Source organism: Bacillus sp. RC242, assembly GCF_044908245.1.
Lineage (GTDB): Bacteria > Bacillota > Bacilli > Bacillales > Bacillaceae_G > Bacillus_A > Bacillus_A mycoides.
Window position 1 is genome coordinate 234,704 of sequence record NZ_JBIYCZ010000003.1, and the last position, 18,704, is coordinate 253,407.

The 18,704-nt window shown below is 34.5% G+C and carries 15 protein-coding genes and 1 riboswitch; of the genes, 10 read left to right on the forward strand and 5 right to left on the reverse strand.

All coding sequences use genetic code 11. From position 1 onward, the window contains the following. Positions 1–27: 27 nt before the first annotated feature. On the forward strand, positions 28–387 hold the full coding sequence (locus ABH957_RS08080) for a YunG family protein (protein WP_404510935.1): 360 nt from the start codon (positions 28–30) through the stop codon (positions 385–387). Between the two features lie 53 nt (positions 388–440). Further along, positions 441–1,766, forward strand: a complete 1,326-nt coding sequence (locus tag ABH957_RS08085; RefSeq protein WP_404456325.1) for a bifunctional S-methyl-5'-thioadenosine deaminase/S-adenosylhomocysteine deaminase — start codon at positions 441–443, stop codon at positions 1,764–1,766. Between the two features lie 208 nt (positions 1,767–1,974). On the opposite strand, the gene ABH957_RS08090 is transcribed toward ABH957_RS08085, so the two are convergent. After that, the gene (locus ABH957_RS08090; protein ID WP_404444401.1) at positions 1,975–3,351 is read right to left on the reverse strand and encodes an alpha/beta hydrolase; all 1,377 of its coding nucleotides are present in this window, start codon (positions 3,349–3,351) and stop codon (positions 1,975–1,977) included. A 633-nt stretch (positions 3,352–3,984) separates the two neighbouring features. On the opposite strand from ABH957_RS08090, the gene ABH957_RS08095 reads away from it, so the two are divergent. Further along, the gene (locus ABH957_RS08095; protein ID WP_404510937.1) at positions 3,985–5,613 is read left to right on the forward strand and encodes a peptide ABC transporter substrate-binding protein; all 1,629 of its coding nucleotides are present in this window, start codon (positions 3,985–3,987) and stop codon (positions 5,611–5,613) included. Between the two features lie 64 nt (positions 5,614–5,677). On the opposite strand, the gene ABH957_RS08100 is transcribed toward ABH957_RS08095, so the two are convergent. Then, positions 5,678–6,208, reverse strand: coding sequence for a GNAT family N-acetyltransferase (locus tag ABH957_RS08100; RefSeq protein WP_098270827.1), 531 nt, complete (start codon positions 6,206–6,208; stop codon positions 5,678–5,680). Positions 6,209–6,351: 143 nt separating this feature from the next. Here ABH957_RS08100 and ABH957_RS08105 point away from each other — a divergent pair, with 143 nt between their 5' ends. The 3 genes from ABH957_RS08105 (at position 6,352) to ABH957_RS08115 (ending at position 9,050) form a co-directional block, all read left to right on the forward strand. Then, positions 6,352–7,050 carry a response regulator transcription factor gene (locus ABH957_RS08105; protein ID WP_404456337.1) on the forward strand — a complete coding sequence of 233 codons (699 nt, stop codon included), beginning with the start codon at positions 6,352–6,354 and terminating at the stop codon, positions 7,048–7,050. Beyond that, on the forward strand, positions 7,040–8,107 hold the full coding sequence (locus ABH957_RS08110) for a sensor histidine kinase (RefSeq protein WP_404510939.1): 1,068 nt from the start codon (positions 7,040–7,042) through the stop codon (positions 8,105–8,107). The genes ABH957_RS08105 and ABH957_RS08110 overlap by 11 nt, the downstream gene beginning before the upstream one ends. Positions 8,108–8,189: 82 nt before the next feature. Beyond that, positions 8,190–9,050: a M23 family metallopeptidase gene (locus tag ABH957_RS08115; RefSeq protein ID WP_404510941.1), complete on the forward strand. Its 861-nt coding sequence runs from the start codon at positions 8,190–8,192 to the stop codon at positions 9,048–9,050. Between the two features lie 59 nt (positions 9,051–9,109). Here the strand turns inward: ABH957_RS08115 and ABH957_RS08120 are convergent, their stop codons facing one another. Next, positions 9,110–10,405: an Nramp family divalent metal transporter gene (locus ABH957_RS08120; protein ID WP_242247556.1), complete on the reverse strand. Its 1,296-nt coding sequence runs from the start codon at positions 10,403–10,405 to the stop codon at positions 9,110–9,112. 493 nt (positions 10,406–10,898) lie between these two features. Here ABH957_RS08120 and trhO point away from each other — a divergent pair, with 493 nt between their 5' ends. Next, positions 10,899–11,858, forward strand: a complete 960-nt coding sequence (trhO, locus tag ABH957_RS08125) for an oxygen-dependent tRNA uridine(34) hydroxylase TrhO (RefSeq protein WP_002086277.1) — start codon at positions 10,899–10,901, stop codon at positions 11,856–11,858. Positions 11,859–11,906: 48 nt separating this feature from the next. Here the strand turns inward: trhO and ABH957_RS08130 are convergent, their stop codons facing one another. Beyond that, on the reverse strand, positions 11,907–13,382 hold the full coding sequence (locus ABH957_RS08130; protein ID WP_012260743.1) for a hypothetical protein: 1,476 nt from the start codon (positions 13,380–13,382) through the stop codon (positions 11,907–11,909). Positions 13,383–13,557: 175 nt separating this feature from the next. On the opposite strand from ABH957_RS08130, the gene panE reads away from it, so the two are divergent. Then, complete coding sequence (panE, locus tag ABH957_RS08135) at positions 13,558–14,490, forward strand: 2-dehydropantoate 2-reductase (protein ID WP_002168643.1); 933 nt, start codon at positions 13,558–13,560, stop codon at positions 14,488–14,490. A 62-nt stretch (positions 14,491–14,552) separates the two neighbouring features. Here panE and ABH957_RS08140 read toward each other — a convergent pair whose 3' ends face one another. Then, complete coding sequence (locus ABH957_RS08140; protein WP_002086273.1) at positions 14,553–14,681, reverse strand: hypothetical protein; 129 nt, start codon at positions 14,679–14,681, stop codon at positions 14,553–14,555. Positions 14,682–14,820: 139 nt separating this feature from the next. Then, positions 14,821–14,967: riboswitch (cyclic di-AMP (ydaO/yuaA leader) on the forward strand. Between the two features lie 142 nt (positions 14,968–15,109). On the opposite strand from ABH957_RS08140, the gene ABH957_RS08145 reads away from it, so the two are divergent. Continuing rightward, entirely contained in the window at positions 15,110–16,936 is a 1,827-nt protein-coding gene (locus ABH957_RS08145; protein WP_002126816.1) for an APC family permease, read from the forward strand. Between the two features lie 604 nt (positions 16,937–17,540). Then, positions 17,541–18,701, forward strand: a complete 1,161-nt coding sequence (gene nheA, locus ABH957_RS08150) for a non-hemolytic enterotoxin NHE subunit A (RefSeq protein ID WP_002135640.1) — start codon at positions 17,541–17,543, stop codon at positions 18,699–18,701. The last annotated feature ends 3 nt before the right edge of the window (positions 18,702–18,704 follow it).

An 18,704-nucleotide genomic window follows, 5' to 3' on the forward strand; every position in this document is an offset into this window, starting at 1 on the left:
AACGATTGATAGTAGGGGAAGATGAAAATGGATAATGTAAAGGAAAAACAAATATATGAAGCTTTGATAAGATCTTGGTCAATAGAAACGAGCTCTAAGTGGACAAGTGAAAATCCAGCAAAGGGACAGTGTGGTGTAACGGCTTTAGCCATTCAAGATATATGCGGAGGGCAAATCAAGAAGACAAAAATAGGAGAGGTGTGGCACTTTTATAACTGTATAGATGGACATAGGTTTGATTTTACAGAGGCTCAATTCAATGAAAACCTGAATTATTTGGATATGGAATCAAATCGGGAAGAAGCGTTTGCAGATACAAATGAAAAACAATATAGCATTTTGAAGGAAAAGATAATGAAAGAATTGAAATTATCTTTTGACTCTTAATCTTTAATAAGTTACTATAATGGTGGTAACTTATTAAAGGGAACTTCATAGAGTTGAAAGGGGAAATACTTTTGAAAACAACTTATGTAAACGCTACAATCGTAACGATGAATGAACAAAACGAAGTGATAGAAAATGGATATATCATTGTAGAAAATGATCAAATTATAGATGTAAATAGCGGAGAATTTGCTAATAATTTTGAAGTAGATGAAGTAATTGACATGAAAGGAAAGTGGGTTTTACCAGGGCTTGTAAATACACATACACACGTTGTAATGAGTCTCTTAAGAGGGATTGGAGACGATATGTTATTACAACCATGGCTTGAGACGAGAATTTGGCCACTTGAAAGCCAGTTCACTCCAGAGCTTGCGGTCGCTAGTACGGAATTAGGATTACTTGAAATGGTGAAAAGTGGTACAACATCATTTTCTGACATGTTTAATCCAATTGGAGTAGATCAAGATGCAATTATGGAAACGGTATCAAGGAGTGGGATGCGAGCTGCTGTTTCAAGAACTTTATTTAGCTTCGGAACGAAAGATGATGAAAAGAAAGCAATTGAAGAAGCTGAGAAATATGTGAAGCGTTACTATAACGAAAGTGGTATGTTAACTACGATGGTTGCACCGCATAGTCCATATACATGTTCCACAGAACTGTTAGAAGAATGCGCACGTATTGCAGTAGAAAATCAAACGATGGTTCATATTCACCTTTCGGAAACAGAGCGTGAAGTACGTGATATTGAAGCACAGTACGGAAAACGTCCAGTAGAATATGCAGCAAGTTGCGGATTGTTTAAACGCCCAACAGTTATTGCGCACGGTGTAGTGTTAAATGAAAATGAGCGTGCATATTTAGCAGAACATGATGTTCGAGTGGCACATAACCCGAATAGTAATTTAAAACTAGGATCTGGTATAGCGAATGTAAAAGCGATGCTAGAAGCAGGAATGAAAGTAGGAATTGCAACAGATAGTGTGGCATCTAATAACAATTTAGATATGTTTGAAGAAATGCGTATAGCGACTTTACTGCAAAAAGGTATTCACCAAGATGCAACAGCGTTACCAGTTGAAACAGCTCTTACACTTGCGACTAAAGGAGCTGCTGAAGTAATCGGTATGAAACAAACAGGATCACTTAAGGTTGGAAAGTGTGCCGATTTTATTACGATTGACCCATCTAATAAGCCGCATTTACAACCAGCAGACGAAGTATTATCGCATCTTGTATATGCTGCTAGTGGAAAAGATATTAGCGATGTAATTATTAACGGAAAGCGTGTCGTTTGGAATGGCGAATGTAAAACGTTAGATGAAGAGCGTATTATATTTGAAGCAAGTCGTTATAAACGAGGTTTACAAAGATAGGTATTTTCAGGCTGTGGAGAAAGTCTTCTCCACAGCTCATTTTTGTGCCTGAACCTTCTTTTATGTGCCAGCACTGATAAAAAGAGGGAAAGGAGAGGTTTCTTATTAGTGTTGATTAATAAAATAGAAGAGAATGATTTAGTTAAAATCACTAGTTTCAAAAAAGCCTTCACGCAATGATGATTGCATGAAGGCTTTCGATGTTTTCTTATTTTTTTGTCTCATTGACCCATGTAATAATGTCCTGGATGACGTACTCGGGAACATTTGCAGGGATTTCGTACTCACTTGGAAGACTCAATTCCCCGTCACCCTCCGTGAAGAAATGATTCAATTTCGGGTATTCTTTGAACTGAACATTCCCGCGGTTTGAAAGTCCCTCCTGCCATTTTGTATATTCATCTTTTACTGTTACTTGATAATCGCGTGCCCCTTGCAGAATCAGTAAAGGCTCTTTTCGTGATTTTGCCTCCTCAACTGGACGCCACCTAGTAACATCATACATAAAGTGAGGAGACGGAAACGGAAAATTGTAGTCAGCTGGTGGATGGTCAGGATTGAAAGTAGGATCCAGGATAAAAGCGAACTGTCTTTTTAGTTCATCGATTACTTCCTTTGGCGCCCCAAGGTATTGACTCACATCAATGGCAGTGTCAGTCAAAGGGCGTGCAGGTGGTGCGAGTAAGATACTTCCTCGAACAAGTGAGGAAGGCGCTTTGCTCAGTATACGCGGCATTGTGCCAGCTCCTTGGCTATGTCCGAGAATGAAAATATTATTTGGATCAATGCCTTCCTGCTGCGCTGCTGACTTTGCTGCATATATGGCATCATCTGTAGTATCACGATCTAACGTAACAGGTTCTGCACTCATCTTTAATGCATGTTCTAAGGTACGTTTTTCATAGCGCAACACTGCAATTCCGTTGGATGAAAGGCCCACCGCAAGGTCTCGTAAGATTTTTGTTCCCAAATAGGTAGCATCGCGATCATGGATGCCAGCACCATGAACAAGAACAACTACGGGTACCTTTTCACCAGGCTTATGTTTCGGAACTGTTAATGTGGCTGGTAACGGATAAGTAGAATTTCCAATGACGATTTCACGTTCTTGATAGGAAGCAGGTTGGTCATAGCTAGGATGCGGAATGTAAGATTCCTGGGGCGGCCTTTCCCCAACTTCATCTACTTTCCCGCCAGGTGTGAATTTAATGAGTAGCGGTATGGTAGTTCCTTCAATAGCTCCTGGAATTTCCACCGTCTGATGGACCAAGTTTCGTTCTTTTATTACAGGTGTTCCCATGATTTTTATCCCACTTTGTGTCCACCAATTTTGTAATGTGTTTGCTGTAAACTTGGATTGAAAAGCAGCAGACGTCAACTGGAGTGCCTCTGCATACTTACCTTGCTGGAGATATTCAAAAAATAATGATGTACGCTCCGTTAAAGAGACTAGTTTCTTTTCTGCAGATTGTTCCTCACGTGTATCTGCGTGAATAGCTGTTGTAAGCGGGAAAGATGAAACGCCTAAAGAAAAGAGTAGGCTAAAGGAAAGTACTGATTTTTGTATTTTCTTTTTTTTATTCATGTTTTAACCTCCAATATGTGATGGTAAAAAACAGGTATGGTAATTAAAGTTCTGGTGCAAAAACTTCAAAATATCTGCAAGTAATCTCCCAAACTTGGACCTACTGATATTATTACTCTAAAAAAAGACATGATGATTAGTATGGAAAAGAAGAGTCGTCTAAACCATTGATAGGTTTATCTAAAATCAGTCATTTTGGTTTTATCGTAATCTCTCTTCCTTCACTTTATATTTTGACTATACGAAACAAAGCTCTCGTTTTTCTTACTTGATCCTTACAAAATCCTTAAGTGTATAAGATTTGTAAAATACAACTTTCTATCTGAACTTCTTTTTATGTGTCAACACTGATAAAAAGAGAATAAGGAGAGATTTCTTAGGATGGTGCTTTAAAAATCATTGTGGCGAACGTGTATCTGTTTCTGTAGAAGAGTTAGTTCCGAAAGAACATTTCCTTCATACAATTGAGGCGACAATAAATTTTGATTTTATTAAGGAAAAGCTATCCTTTTTTAAAAGGATAGCTTTTTTCTTGAACGAATAAACATTCAAAAGAATGTCGCATCTTTCTGTTCATATTTCTGCTATAATATATAACGCTTTATAATATTTTATACTTAAGGAGAACAATTCATGAAGCGAAAAAAGAGCCATTTAATGGTAATGGCACTTGTTACAACTTTATTATTAACAGCTTGTAATAATAAAGCGAATAAAAGTGACACAGAGGCAAAAAAACAAGTATTAAATGTAACGGTATCAGAAGAAATTCCTTCTCTTGATACTGCGAAAACGATGGATGGTACATCAGCGCACGTTATGCAAAACATATTTGAAGGGTTGTATGTATTAGATGATCAAGATCAGCCTATTCCAGCAGTAGCAAAATCGTTTAAAAGAAGTGAAGATGGTAAAAAATATACATTTGATTTGCGTAAAGATGCAAAATGGTCAAATGGAGACAGTGTAACAGCAAATGATTTTATGTTTGCGTGGAAACGTGCAATTAGCCCTGAAACAGCGTCTCAATATGCGTATATGCTCTTTCATGTGAAAAACGCGAAAGAGATAAATAAGGGAACAATGCCTCTTGATGAACTTGGGGTTAAAGTTATAAATGATTATAAGTTAGAAGTGGAATTAGAACAGCCAATTCCTTATTTTTTACAGTTGTTAGCACTACCTATTTACTTACCACAGCATGAATCATTTTTGAAAGAACAAGGAAAGAATTATGCATTGGAACCTAGTAATCTCATATATAACGGCCCATTTGTATTAGAGAAGTGGAAGCATGAACAAGAGTTTCAATTAAAGAAGAATGTTACATATTGGGATCAAAAGAAAGTGAAATTAGACGAAATAAACTTTCAAATTGTAAAAGATACAATGACGGTTGTTAATTTATACGAAGCTGGTGATTTGGATCGAGTGCCTATTAATTCTCAATTTGTAGACAAGTATAAAGGAAGTAAGGAATTACATATGTCGAGCGATCCAGGAATTGCTATGCTACGTTTTAATGAAAAAAATAATGCGTTAGCAAATAAGAAAGTGCGTCAGTCTATCTCATTCGCTTTAAATAAAGAAGATTTCGTTTCTCACTTTATTAATAACGGGGCAAAGTCTGCAAGCGGACTTGTACCGGTTGGTCATATAAATGAGGAGACTGGTAAAGATTTTAGAAAAGAAAACGGAGATCTTTCTCCATATGATTTGCAAAATGCGAAAAAGATTTGGGAAGAAGCGAAAAAAGAACTGGGAGTAGAGCAAGTAAACCTCGAATTTTTAACATATGAACAAGATAATGCAAAACGTATGGCAGAATATATAAAAGGTGACTTAGAAAAGAATTTGCAAGGACTCACGATACAAATTAAACAACAGCCATTTAAGCAAAAGTTACAGTTAGAACAAATGGGAGATTACGATATATCTATGGCAAATTGGGGACCTGATTATAAAGACCCAATTAGTTATTTAGAGCTCTTTACGACGGGGAATCCGAATAACAAAATGAATTATTCTAACCGTCACTACGATGAATTAATAAAGAAAGCGAAAAGCAATCTAGTACTAGATCAGAAGAAAAGATGGGAAGCATTGCAAGAGGCCGAGCGTATTTTATTAGAGGATGCTGCAATCGCACCGCTTTATCAAATGGGCTCAGCTTACGTACAAAAGGATTATGTAAAAGGAATTGAAAAGCATCAATTTGGTGGTGTTTATACTTATAAGAATGCTTATATCGATAATAAGTAAAACTATTAATCAAAAAAGAAACCTTACTTTTAAAAGTGAGGTTTCTTTTTTTGAATTATATCTATTAAACGGATTTTAATAAAGAATAAAAATTCGTATCATAGGGGATATCATCTTGATACATATAGTTTTTTAGAACCCCTTCTTTTTCAAAACCTAATTTTAATAGTACTTTATTGGAAGCCTCGTTTTCAAGAAATACAATTGCCCCGATACGTTTTAAATGGAGCGTATTGAAGCCGTAACCTATTATTTCAGAAACTGCCTCAGTAGCATATCCATTTCCCCAGTGTTCAGGCAAAAAGGCATAACTAATATTTGCTCGTTTATGTTCAGAAGACCAATCATGAAAACCAATTGTTCCAATGATTCCTTTCTTGTCTTTTATTTCGATGCCCCATTTAATACCGTGTCTTTCATTGTAACTCAACTTAAAATTGTTAAGGATTTGCTTTACTTGATCGAGATTTTGTAATGGTTTTTGGCCATAATGGCGCAGGACATCGGAATTAGAAAAGCAATCTAATATACTCGGTGCATCTTCTTCAGTAAGTTCTCTTAAAATAAGTCGCTCAGTTTTTAATATAGGAAACATGCCTTCACTCCTGTTCATATGAAACTAGAATGTATTTGTTATTGTATACTTTAATCTGAAAATAAAGATTATTCAAGGTGTAATGATGATTTTAATTTATGTTAAAATTGATTGTGGAATATATTTCAAAAAGAGGTTTAGATATGGAGAAAAACTCAATTTTAATTGTAGATGATGATCGAGATATTATTCGATTCATTAACGTAAATTTAGAGCAAGAAGGTTTTACTGTTTTTAGTGCTGACAACGGAGAAGAGGCGTTAGAGGTATTGAATAATAATGATGTTCAACTTGCTATCCTTGATGTTATGATGCCTCAAATGGATGGGATTGAATTGTGTAGAAGGATAAGAGAGAAATATAGTTTGCCAATTATGTTTTTAAGCGCTAAATCATCAGATGTAGATAAAGTAATTGGATTTAGCACTGGGGCAGATGATTATATTGTGAAGCCGTTTAGTACAATTGAATTTATAGCAAGAGTGAAGGCTCAATTAAGAAGGTATACATATTTTAATCAAAATGCTGTCCAAGTAATAGAAAAGAAAATAAACATTAGAGGTTTAGAAATAGATGAAGTGTCGAGAACAGTAATGTTATATGGAGAAACAATCAATCTTACGAAAACTGAATATGATATTTTGTACTTAATGGCCGCTACAAAGAATCGTGTGTTCACTATTGAAGAAATATATGAGAGCGTTTGGAAAGAAAGAGCCTATGAAAGTAATAATACAGTAATGGTTCATATTGCAAGATTAAGAAATAAAATTGAAGAGAATCCAAAAGAGCCGAAGTTTATTCAAAATGTTTGGGGAGTCGGATATAAAATTGAAGATTAAATCATTACAAGGCATTAGAGCTAAGTTTTTTATCGCATTCATATGTAGCATTTTGTTAGCAATTGTAAGTATAATAGCGTTTCAAATTGTAGTTGGAAATATATATAGTCATGTTACTGCATTAGAGGAAAAATATTCATTGTTATATTTAATAGCTTTTTTAACTTTTACTACAATATACTTTGCATTCATGACAAAAACAATGATGAAAAGATTATCTGAAATTAACAAGAGTGTGAAGGAAATAAGTAGTGGTAATTTGGAAATACATATACCTATTTCAAAAAATGACGAGATTGGTGAATTAGCAGCGAATGTTAATAGGATGGCTAAAAGTTTAAAAGAGTCTATCGAAAATGAAAAAAAATCGCAGGAAACGAAAAATGAAATGATTAGCAATATTTCTCATGACTTACGAACACCTGTAACATCTCTAATCGGTTACGCGGACCTGTTAGGAAATCAGCTTCATTCAAATGGAGAAGAATGTGAACAGTATGTAAGTATATTAAAGCGAAAAAGTTATGAATTAAAAAATCAAGTAGATGACTTATTAGAATATTGTCAAATAAATTATAGAGAAATCGAATTACATAAAAGTGTAGTAAATATGAAAGCGTTCATTGAACAAATCATGATTGATTTTGTACCACTACTAGATGATGCCGATATGAGCTTTTGTATTAACGGTGATAAGGAGTTACATGTGGAAATGGATGTAGCGCTTATGGTGAGGCTGTTCGAAAATGTAATTAGTAATAGTATTATGTACGGGAAAGACGGAAAACAGATTTTGATTCAAATTTCTAAAAGAGACATGAATGTTGAAATAGAAATTAAAAATTTTGGACAATGCATTCCGAATGAGAACCTTCCTTACGTTTTTGAGAAGTTTTATCGTGGTGAAAAATCACGTAGCTCTCATACGGGTGGAAAAGGAATGGGACTTGCAATTGCGAGAAGTATAGCGGAACTTCATAAAGGAGATATCACTGTACGTAGTAACGATAAAGAAACGGTTTTCACTATCGTTTTACCGCGGTATAAAGAAATGTAAGAAAGTCGTAAGTATTTCTTTCATATGTCGTAATTTTTACTTCGTATCATGGGGAACAAAGATAGGAGAGTAGGGATACAGCATGTGGAAGAGATTTTTATTAGCGATTATAGTTGCTTTTTTAATTATAAGTTGGAGTTTAGTTTATTTAGGTAATGGCGTTACATCAGTCTTTGTGTGGTGGATTATACAGGCTTTTAGTGTAATTTCAGTTTGTCTCTTAATAGGCTCAGCAGTAATGTTTGTTTGGAAAGGCATTTTTAGAAAGCGGATAGATGGAACGCTACTATTAATAGTTCTGTTTTCTACCATTGGAGCTTGGCCCGTGGGGTGGTTCGCTAACATTGGGAGAATTGCATACCCAGTAGATGTACAGTCTATGAGTCCTAAAGTAGTCGTTCGTTTTCCTTTGAATGAACGAGCATTGATAGGTTGGGGCGGCGATAAATTAGAAATGAACTATCACGTTATAAAACCAAATGAACGATGGGCATACGATATTCTCATTCCACCTGCTGAAGTGAAAAGTAGTAAGTTAGAGGATTATGGAATATATGGAGCGAAAGTAATGGCACCAGCTTCTGGGACAGTTGTATCAATTAAAAATGATGAAATAGATTTAGTTCCGGGATCGGATGATTTTCAATCGATGGCGGGAAATCATATTTATTTACGACTGGATGAAACAGGTACATTTTTGTTTCTTGCCCATTTAAAGAAAGGATCAATTAAAGTGAGGGAAGGCGAACATGTAAATGAAGGAGAATTTCTTGCCCAAGTCGGTAACTCAGGAAGTTCAAGTGAACCACATTTACATATCCATCATCAAAGGCAGGATCCATCCAAGGTGAGTATGTTTTTCACGGAAGGCTTACCACTTTATTTTCGAACTGAAAAAGGTGCGATAATGCCGGAAAGAGGGACATACATAAGTGGTAAGTAGAAGGAAATCATTTCATACAAAAAGGGTATTCCAAATCAAATTTGGAATACCCTTTTTTATTAACCGACAAATGTTTGATACAGTAAGAAAATATTTAAAACGATAATAAGTGCAGCGATTAACCACGCGATAAATGTTGTAATGCGATGGTTGACGAGTGCACCCATAATCTTCTTATTACTTGTAAACATAATAAGTGGTACTAATGCAAAGGCAATACCGAAAGATAAGACAACTTGACTCATAACGAGAGCGTAAGTTGGATTTACACCTAAAGCGATAATAACGAGAGGCGGAATCATTGTTATAAATCGGCGTAAGTATAACGGAATATGCATTCGAATGAATCCTTGCATAATAATATCACCAGACATCGTACCAACAGAAGAACTAGATAAACCTGCTGATAAAAGTCCAATCCCAAATAATGCAGCCGATACAGGACCGACTAAATTACTGAACTGGTTAAAAGCAACATCAAGGTCTTCAACGTGCAAGCCGTTTTTAAAGAATAGTGCAGCTGCTACAATTAACATACTTGCATTAATTGCTCCAGCGATAACCATTGCAATAATAATATCGATGAATTCGAAGCGGAAAATCTTTTTCTTTTGTTCATCATTTGTTCCGACTACACGGCGCTGCGTTAAGGCCGAATGTAAATATATCGCGTGCGGCATTACTGTCGCACCTAAAATTCCAGCTGCTAAAAGGATGCTATCTACACCTTGGAATTTTGGAGTGAAAAGTCCTGAGAGTAGAGGGCTTAATTCCGGTTTTGCGTAAAAGACTTGGATACCAAAAGCGATAACAACGATAAAAATCATACCTGTTATGATAGCTTCTAATGGACGAAAGCCTCTGCGTTGAAATTCAAGAATAATAAATGATCCAACTGCTGTAATTAAAGCAGCTGGTAACATCGGAATTCCAAATAGTAAGTATAAGCCAAGTGCTGCCCCGATAAATTCAGCTAAATCTGTAGCCATAATAACGAGTTCCCCTTGTATCCATAAACCGATGGAAACTGGTTTGGGGAAGTTTTCGCGAGCTACTTCAGGAAGATTTCTCCCAGTAGCGATTCCTAATTTAGCTGATAAAGTTTGAATTAATACAGCCATTAAATTAGAAGCGAGTATTACCCAAAGCAATAAATACCCATATTGTGATCCAGCTGCGATATTTGTAGCGAAGTTCCCAGGATCAATATAAGCAACTGATGCGATAAAAGCAGGTCCTAAGAATGGTAACAGTCTTTTAAAGCCTTTTGTTTGTCCACTTAACGCTAAATGGGCTGATTGAACTGTTGTACTTTGAGAAGGGACTTGTTTATCTTTTGTTATATCTTTATTCATAGTAGTATTCCCCTTTGAAATCTTAACTTGATTAAAGTTTCACTTTATTCTTATTCATTATTTCAATACATTTAGATATATGATGTGGCAATTTCATTTGAACATAAAAGTTTCCTTAATGCAAATTATATGACTGTGTGCAATGAATGGTGTGACGATGCAAAAATATTTTGGGAGTTTATGGTTGATGAATAAGGGAGAAGATAATAAATTATAGGGCTGTTTTTGAAATTTATGTGAACATACAGCCTATATTACATCATATTAATTGATGGAAATGAAATTGTATGATATATAATATATTGGGATTACAACCTAACCGTAGTGTTTTGTTCTGTAATCTTGTTTTTATTTTTGTTAACTTATAGAAAAAATTGTAAATAGAAGAAAATAGGCTAAGTACAATTTAGTATGTATTTTCTTATTATATATGTTTTGATATGAACGTTAACTTATACATGATTTTAAAATTTAGATAGGTGGTAGAAATACATTGGCAACTACAAAACCATATAGAGTATTACTGTATTACATGTACACAACAATTGAAAATCCAGAAGAATTTGCTGAACAGCATTTAGAATTTTGTAAATCACTTGAGTTAAAAGGAAGAATTCTTGTAGCGACAGAAGGAATTAACGGAACTTGTTCTGGAACTGTTGAGCAAACAGAAAAATACGTGGAAGCGATGAATAATGATCCACGTTTTGCTGGAATCGTGTTTAAAATTGATGAGGCGGATGAACATGCATTCAAGAAAATGCACGTACGTCCTCGTTCAGAGTTAGTTACACTTCGTCTAGAAGACGACATTAACCCGAAAGAAATTACTGGGAAGTATTTAGAACCAAAAGATTTTTATGAGGCAATGAAACAAGAAGATACAGTTATTATTGATGCAAGAAATGATTATGAATTTGATTTAGGACACTTTAAAGGTGCAATTAAACCAGATATTGAATCATTCCGTGAATTACCAGATTGGATTAGAGAAAATAAAGAAACACTTGAAGGTAAAAAGATTTTAACGTACTGTACAGGGGGAATTCGTTGTGAGAAATTCTCAGGTTGGTTAGTTCGCGAAGGTTATGAAGATGTAAGCCAGCTTCATGGCGGAATTGTAACGTACGGAAAAGATCCAGAAGTACAAGGTGAACTTTGGGATGGTCAATGTTACGTATTTGATGAGCGTATCGCTGTACCAGTAAACCAAAAAGAGCACGTTATCGTAGGTAAAGATCATTTTACAGGTGAACCTTGTGAGCGCTATGTAAACTGTGCAAACCCTGAATGTAACAAGAAAATTTTATGTTCTGAAGAAAGTGAAGCAAAACATTTACGTGCATGTTCTCATGAATGTCGTGTACACCCACGTAATCGTTATATCGTGCAACACGAATTAACTGAAGAGCAAGTAGCTGCTACATTAGAAAAAATCGAAGCAGGTAAGTAAGCATAATAGAAAACAGATGGTAGCATCGTGCTGCCATCTGTTTTTTAGTTACTTTGTACTATCCTTCTCTTTCACAGCAGAAAGTACAGTTTGTTTTACCCATGCTTTTCTTCGTTTATGTTGTACACTCCATTGGTATAAACTTTGTATACCTAAAATAAGTGAAATGACTATGCCACTAATCGCTATTAATAGAGCAAAAAATTCAAAAGGCGATGATATTTTGTTTGAATCGGTGTTTCTTAAAAGATCAATCATAGTAAACCCTAACATTTGGCCTACAACAGAGTAGAGCGTTAAAATTAATAATAAGAGGCTATCTTTTTTTGAAGCAACATTTTCTTGATATTTAAATAAACTATCGAGATTTTGTTTCGCGTTCGTGTACAGTACTTCAATGTTAAAAAGTTTTCTTAGACGAAAGAAAATATCTTCACTTTGTGATTGGGATACTAATTCTAAAGAAAAATAATTAGCTGTAAACGAATTTATTGAATAAATTAATTTCTCTATTTCATTTGTATCTTGTTCAATATTTAACTCGGCATAAGCGTTTGCCATCTTTAATAAAACAACTTTATGAAATAAATTTAATAATAAAGCGTAATAAAACTCCCCGTACATTTGACTAGCAAGTTTAGTGACTGCTTGTTCACCTTCATTTGTAATACATGTGAAAATATGTTCTTCCATAATAAAGTAACGGTTAGGAGCCCATCTTTGATAAGAATGTTTTGTTAAATAATCGTGAATATAAGGAACATTATTTGCACTAATATATGGCTTACCATCATCTGATAATCCGGAAAGACTGGAAGCTCGATATACATCGATTATATGAAGGTCTGACTCTTTGTTTATGGATAATAGAGTTTGTACATACATTCGCTGGTCTTCAAAGAAAGGGAATGTTTGAAAGTAAGAACTCCGCAATCTCTTGTTCTCAAAGAAGTCTGTTAAACCATGAAATAAATCACCGAATATAAGTTTTTCTACTTGTGAATATTTTTTTCCATCACATTCAATACAAATAGTCTCAGTCGTATCACTTTTAGTTTCAAGTACACGGAAGCGAGCCGCGAATTCAATCGCTTCTGATAATGTCATGTTAGGAGCGGTTTTTATTTCTGTCCGAATTGTTAAGAACCCAAGCTCATAAGGACAAAGTGTTACATCAATAGAATGTATCTTGAATGGAACGGAAATAAGGTTAGTTGTTAAATGTCCATTTAAATTAAGGTCTTTAGAATAGCGCTGTAATCCTTTTTGATGTTCTGAATGAGGAAAGAGAATTTTATTTGTAAAGGAAAGATAGTATGCTTCCATATTTTGATGTGAAACTTGAAATTTCCCGTAATATGTATTTTCATCTTCAAGATGATCGAGTCGAAAAGGTCGAAAATCATTTTTTTGTAAGAAAGGGAACATATTTTGTTCATATCCAGTTTTAAACGAAAACGGGAATATAAATTGAAATATAGCTGTTGTTACATCTTTTTCCTCGATTGTTTGTATTGCCTCCATTTACATTGTTTCCTTTCCGTATAAGCTATAGAAACAACATGCCCAATTTTTCTTGAAAATAACCTCTCTTGTTCATTAGATTAAGAATGAAAATTCAGCTTATTTAACAAAGGACATGTATAATGTTATGTATACTAAAATTAGTATAATTGTGTTAGAAAAAGGGGGATGTTGTATGCGTATTTTAGTATTAGGAGCTGGGGGCGTTGGCGGATTTTTCGGTGGCCGATTAGTAGAAAAGGGAGAAGATGTTACATTTCTCGTTCGCAGCAAAAGAAAACAGCAATTAGAAGAAAAAGGCCTTGTTATTCGTAGTGTTAATGGAGATTTTTCATTTCAACCGAAATTGGTAACGAAAGAAGATAGAACGACTCCATTTGATGTGATTTTATTTTCAACAAAAGCGTATCATTTACACGAGGCGACCATAGATTTAAAGCCGTTTGTAGGTAAAAATACTGTAATAATCCCATTGTTAAATGGTATCGCTCATTTATCACTATTACAAAAGGAATTCGGTGAAGAGAAAGTAATTGGCGGTCTATGCTTTATCGAGACGACATTGAACGATCAGGGAGAAATTGTACAAACGAGTGCTGCCAACAGACTTGTATTTGGGGAAATTAAGCCTCAAGATTCAGAGAGAATAAAGCTTATTTCTAAAACATTTGCAGATACAAAAGCTAGTTTTGTTTTAAGTGAAAATATTGTGCAAGATATGTGGCATAAATATTTATTTATCACCGTAATGTCAGGTGTGACAACATTAATGCGTGCGCCGATAGGACCGATTCGTGAGAGTGATGGAGGCCGAGAATTTATTAGGAACTTATTTGAAGAATCAGTGCAAATCATGAAATCTATGGGGGCTCCAGTTAAGGAGAATATCGCCCAGGAACATATGAAAACGATTGATAAAATTTCGTATGATATGAAGTCATCGATGCAACGGGATATGGAAAAAGGTTCGCTCATTGAAGGGAAGCATTTACAAGGATACTTATTGAAATTAGCAGAGGAAATGTCTATAGATGTGCCTTTATTAAGTGTTGTGTATCAAAATTTAAAGGTATATGAAAAAATGATTTTTACTAAAGAAATGGTATGAAAAAGAGTAAAGGATAGCAAAATATAAATGTTGCTATCCTTTTTTTGTTTCTTTTTGACAATTTATTCGTTTCTTTTCGGTTTATCTGTCGTATTTCGTTCTCTTTCACGTTTACCATATAGCTGATTAATTTCATTTGCTACTGCATCTAAATAGGAATCGGAAAAAAGTGGCTTCTTTTCTTTAGACATACGGGTCTCCTTTGTGGATTTTTAGTATTCATTATGTATATTTTTCGGTGGATTATGCGCAATCGTTTTAATTTTTTTCTTTTTTAAAATTTTTGTTTACTTTTTGAAAATAAAGGAGTATTATAATCCACAGTTTCAATTTTCTAAATCGCTGAAGCCGCATGGTGCGGGGGACCCGTTCTTATGGATTAGTACATAATCCAATGGGGTGAATCCTTGAAAAAGGTAGGGCTACTCATAGGCCCGAATCCGACAGCTAACCTCGTAAGCGTTATATTGAGAAGGAAGGTGGAGCTTGTGCGACAAAAAAAATAATGTCTACAAGTCTATTTCGTTATGGCTTGTAGACATTTTTGTTTTCTGAAGAAATAGTTTATCGCTGTAACTAGCAAAATCGTTCGTACAAAATTATTGGAGAGTGGACAGCATTGGTTTCATCTATTAAAAGATTTTTAATTGGAAGACCGTTAAAATCAACTGAGTTAGGAGAGCAAAAACTTAATAAAACGAAGGCGCTAGCCATTTTATCTTCTGACGCATTGTCATCGGTCGCATACGGACCAGAGCAAATATTAATTGCACTAGCAGGTCTTGGAGCAATAGCTTATTGGTATTCCATTCCGATAGCTGTTGGGGTATTAGTATTATTGACAGCTCTTATTTTATCTTATCGACAAATTATTTTTGCTTACCCTCATGGCGGCGGAGCATATGTTGTATCAAAAGAAAATTTAGGGATGAATCCGGGATTAATAGCTGGAGGATCTTTATTAGTCGATTACATTTTAACTGTTGCAGTAAGTGTGTCCGCAGGTACAGATGCGCTCACATCAGCTTTTCCTAGTTTACATGCACATAATGTAATCATTGCGATTATATTTGTCATATTGATTACCATCTTAAATTTAAGAGGCGTAACGGAATCAGCTTCCGTTTTAGCATATCCGGTTTATTTATTCGTTGTAGCATTATTTATATTAATTGGTGTAGGAATATATAATATTTTGACTGGTCACGTTTCACCCACGCTGCATTCGCCAATTGGAACACCAGTTGCGGGAATTAGTTTGTTCTTACTGTTACGAGCATTTGCTTCAGGAAGCTCTGCTTTAACGGGTGTTGAGGCGATATCTAACGCAATTCCAAACTTTAAAGATCCTGCACCTAACAATGCAGCGAAAACATTGCTTGCAATGGGTGCATTACTTGCAGTTTTATTTTCTGGAATTGTCTTTTTAGCTTATTATTACGGAATTAATCCAAGTAAGGAAGTAACAGTCGTTTCACAAATTGCTGAACAAACTTTTGGACGTAATTTCATGTACTATTTCATACAAGGTACAACAGCTTTAATATTAATTCTTGCGGCTAACACAGGTTATTCTGCATTTCCACTATTAGCGGTTAATCTTGCAAAAGATAAGTTCATACCGAGAATGTTTACGATTAGAGGAGACCGCCTAGGTTATTCAAACGGTATTATTATACTTGGGATTTCTTCGATTATTTTAATTGTAGCTTTTCAGGGGAAAACAGAACACTTGATTCCGCTATATGCAGTAGGGGTATTTATTCCGTTTACACTTTCTCAAACTGGAATGGTACTAAAATGGCTTCGTGAAAAGCCTGAAGGATGGGCTTTAAGATTAACGGTTAATTTAATTGGTGCAGTCATTAGTTTTATCGTTATGAGCATGTTCTTTTTAACTAAGTTCGCACAAGTTTGGTCAATCCTTATTTTCTTACCTTTTATTATCTTCTTGTTCCATCGAATTAAGAAGCATTATGATGCAGTGGGCGATCAATTAAGTTTAAAAACTTGTGAACCACTTGTTCCGATTGAAGGGAATGTAATTGTCGTTCCTGTAGCTGGTATGACTCATGTAGTAGAAAATTCATTGAACTATGCTAAGGCTCTTTCTGCAGATCAAGTTATCGCTGTATATGTTGCTTTTGACAGAGAAGAGGAAAAGAAATTTGAAGAGAAATGGGAGAAGTGGCAACCTGAAGTAAGGCTTGTTACATTACATTCTCATTATAGAAGCATTATTCAGCCGCTTACAAAATTTATTGACACAGTGCAATATAAAGCGAGTGAATCAAATTACCGAGTTACGGTCGTTATACCACAGTTTATTCCGAAAAAAGGTTGGCATAACATTCTTCATAATCAGTCTAGTTTACTCATTCGTGCGTATTTACTCTATAAAAGAAATGTTGTTATTACGACAGTTCCATATCATTTGAAAAAGTAATAAGATTTTTTAAGGATAGCTTCACGAAAGTGAAGCTATCCTTTTTGTGTATATGCTATGCATAATTGCATATAGGTCTTAAAGTTATATTAATATAATGTAATCACTTATGAGTAAACAGTGTTTTTTGTTGTGATATATGGATATTTTAATGGAGGAAGTTAAGTGGATTTTATTTTGGAATAAGGACATGAGGTCTTGAAAATAAAGGGAATTAAAATACTTCTTTACGATAGATGAATAGCTGTGTTTAAATGACCTTACAGTACAAAACTTTAATAAAAACAAAACTTAATTTCATATTCACGTGCGTTATTTATCTTAAAATGAATAATATTTTCATGTAATATATTCACTGTGTGAATATGGAAATTGCGATGAAACAGAAATTTTATACAATGTTATTCATACTAAGCACATGTGAAAAGTTATGAAATGTTTTATAACAATAAGTAAGTACTGTAGAAATAAAGTTTGAGAGAGGTGTTTCGTACATGACTCACGGTGAGAACGTTCTCTATTTTTAACCATCTCAAATAATGTGCAAGAAAATAGAATAATAAAATGCGATAGTAATAGTTGCTAATACATAGGAGGAGTTAAAGTGAAAAAGACTTTAATTACAGGGTTATTGGTTACAGCAGTATCTACGAGTTGCTTCGTTCCTGTAAGCGCTTACGCTAAGGAGGGGCAAACAGAAGTGAAAACAGTATATGCGCAAAATGTAATTGCTCCAAATACATTATCCAATTCAATTAGAATGTTAGGGTCACAGTCACCGCTTATCCAAGCATACGGATTAGTTATTTTGCAACAGCCAGACATTAAGGTAAACGCTATGAGTAGTTTAACGAATCATCAAAAATTTGCAAAAACGAATGTACGAGAGTGGATTGATGAATATAATCCGAAGCTAATCGACTTAAATCAAGAAATGATGAGATACAGCACAAGATTTAATAGTTATTATAGTAAGCTCTATGAACTAGCAGGAAAAGTAAATGAAGATGAACAGGCAAAAGCAGATTTTACAAACGCATATGGAAAATTACAATTGCAAGTCCAAAGCATTCAAGAGAGTATGGAGCAAGATTTATTAGAGTTAAATCGATTTAAAACGGTATTAGACAAAGATAGTAACAACTTATCAATTAAAGCTGATGAGGCAATAAAAACACTTCAAGGATCAAGTGGAGATATTGTGAAATTAAGAGAAGATATTAAAAGAATTCAAGGGGAAATTCAAGCTGAATTAACTACTATTTTGAATAGACCGCAAGAAATCATTAAAGGTTCTATTAATATCGGTAAACAAGTATTTACAATTACAAATCAAACTGCACAAACGAAAACAATCGACTTTGTTTCTATCGGTACTTTAAGTAATGAAATTGTAAATGCTGCAGATAGTCAAACGAGGGAAGCAGCTCTTCGTATTCAACAAAAGCAAAAAGAGTTATTACCGCTTATTCAGAAGTTATCACAAACTGAACTAGAGGCGACTCAAATTACATTTGTTGAAGATCAAGTAAGTAGCTTCACAGAACTAATTGATCGCCAAATTACAACTTTAGAAACGTTATTAACGGATTGGAAAGTTTTAAATAATAATATGATCCAAATTCAAACAAATATTGAAGAAGGCACGTATACAGACAGTAGTTTACTTCAAAAACATTTCAATCAACTTAAAAAAGTAAGTGATGAAATGAATAAACAAACAAATCAATTTGAAGATTACGTTACAAACGTTGAAGTACATTAAACA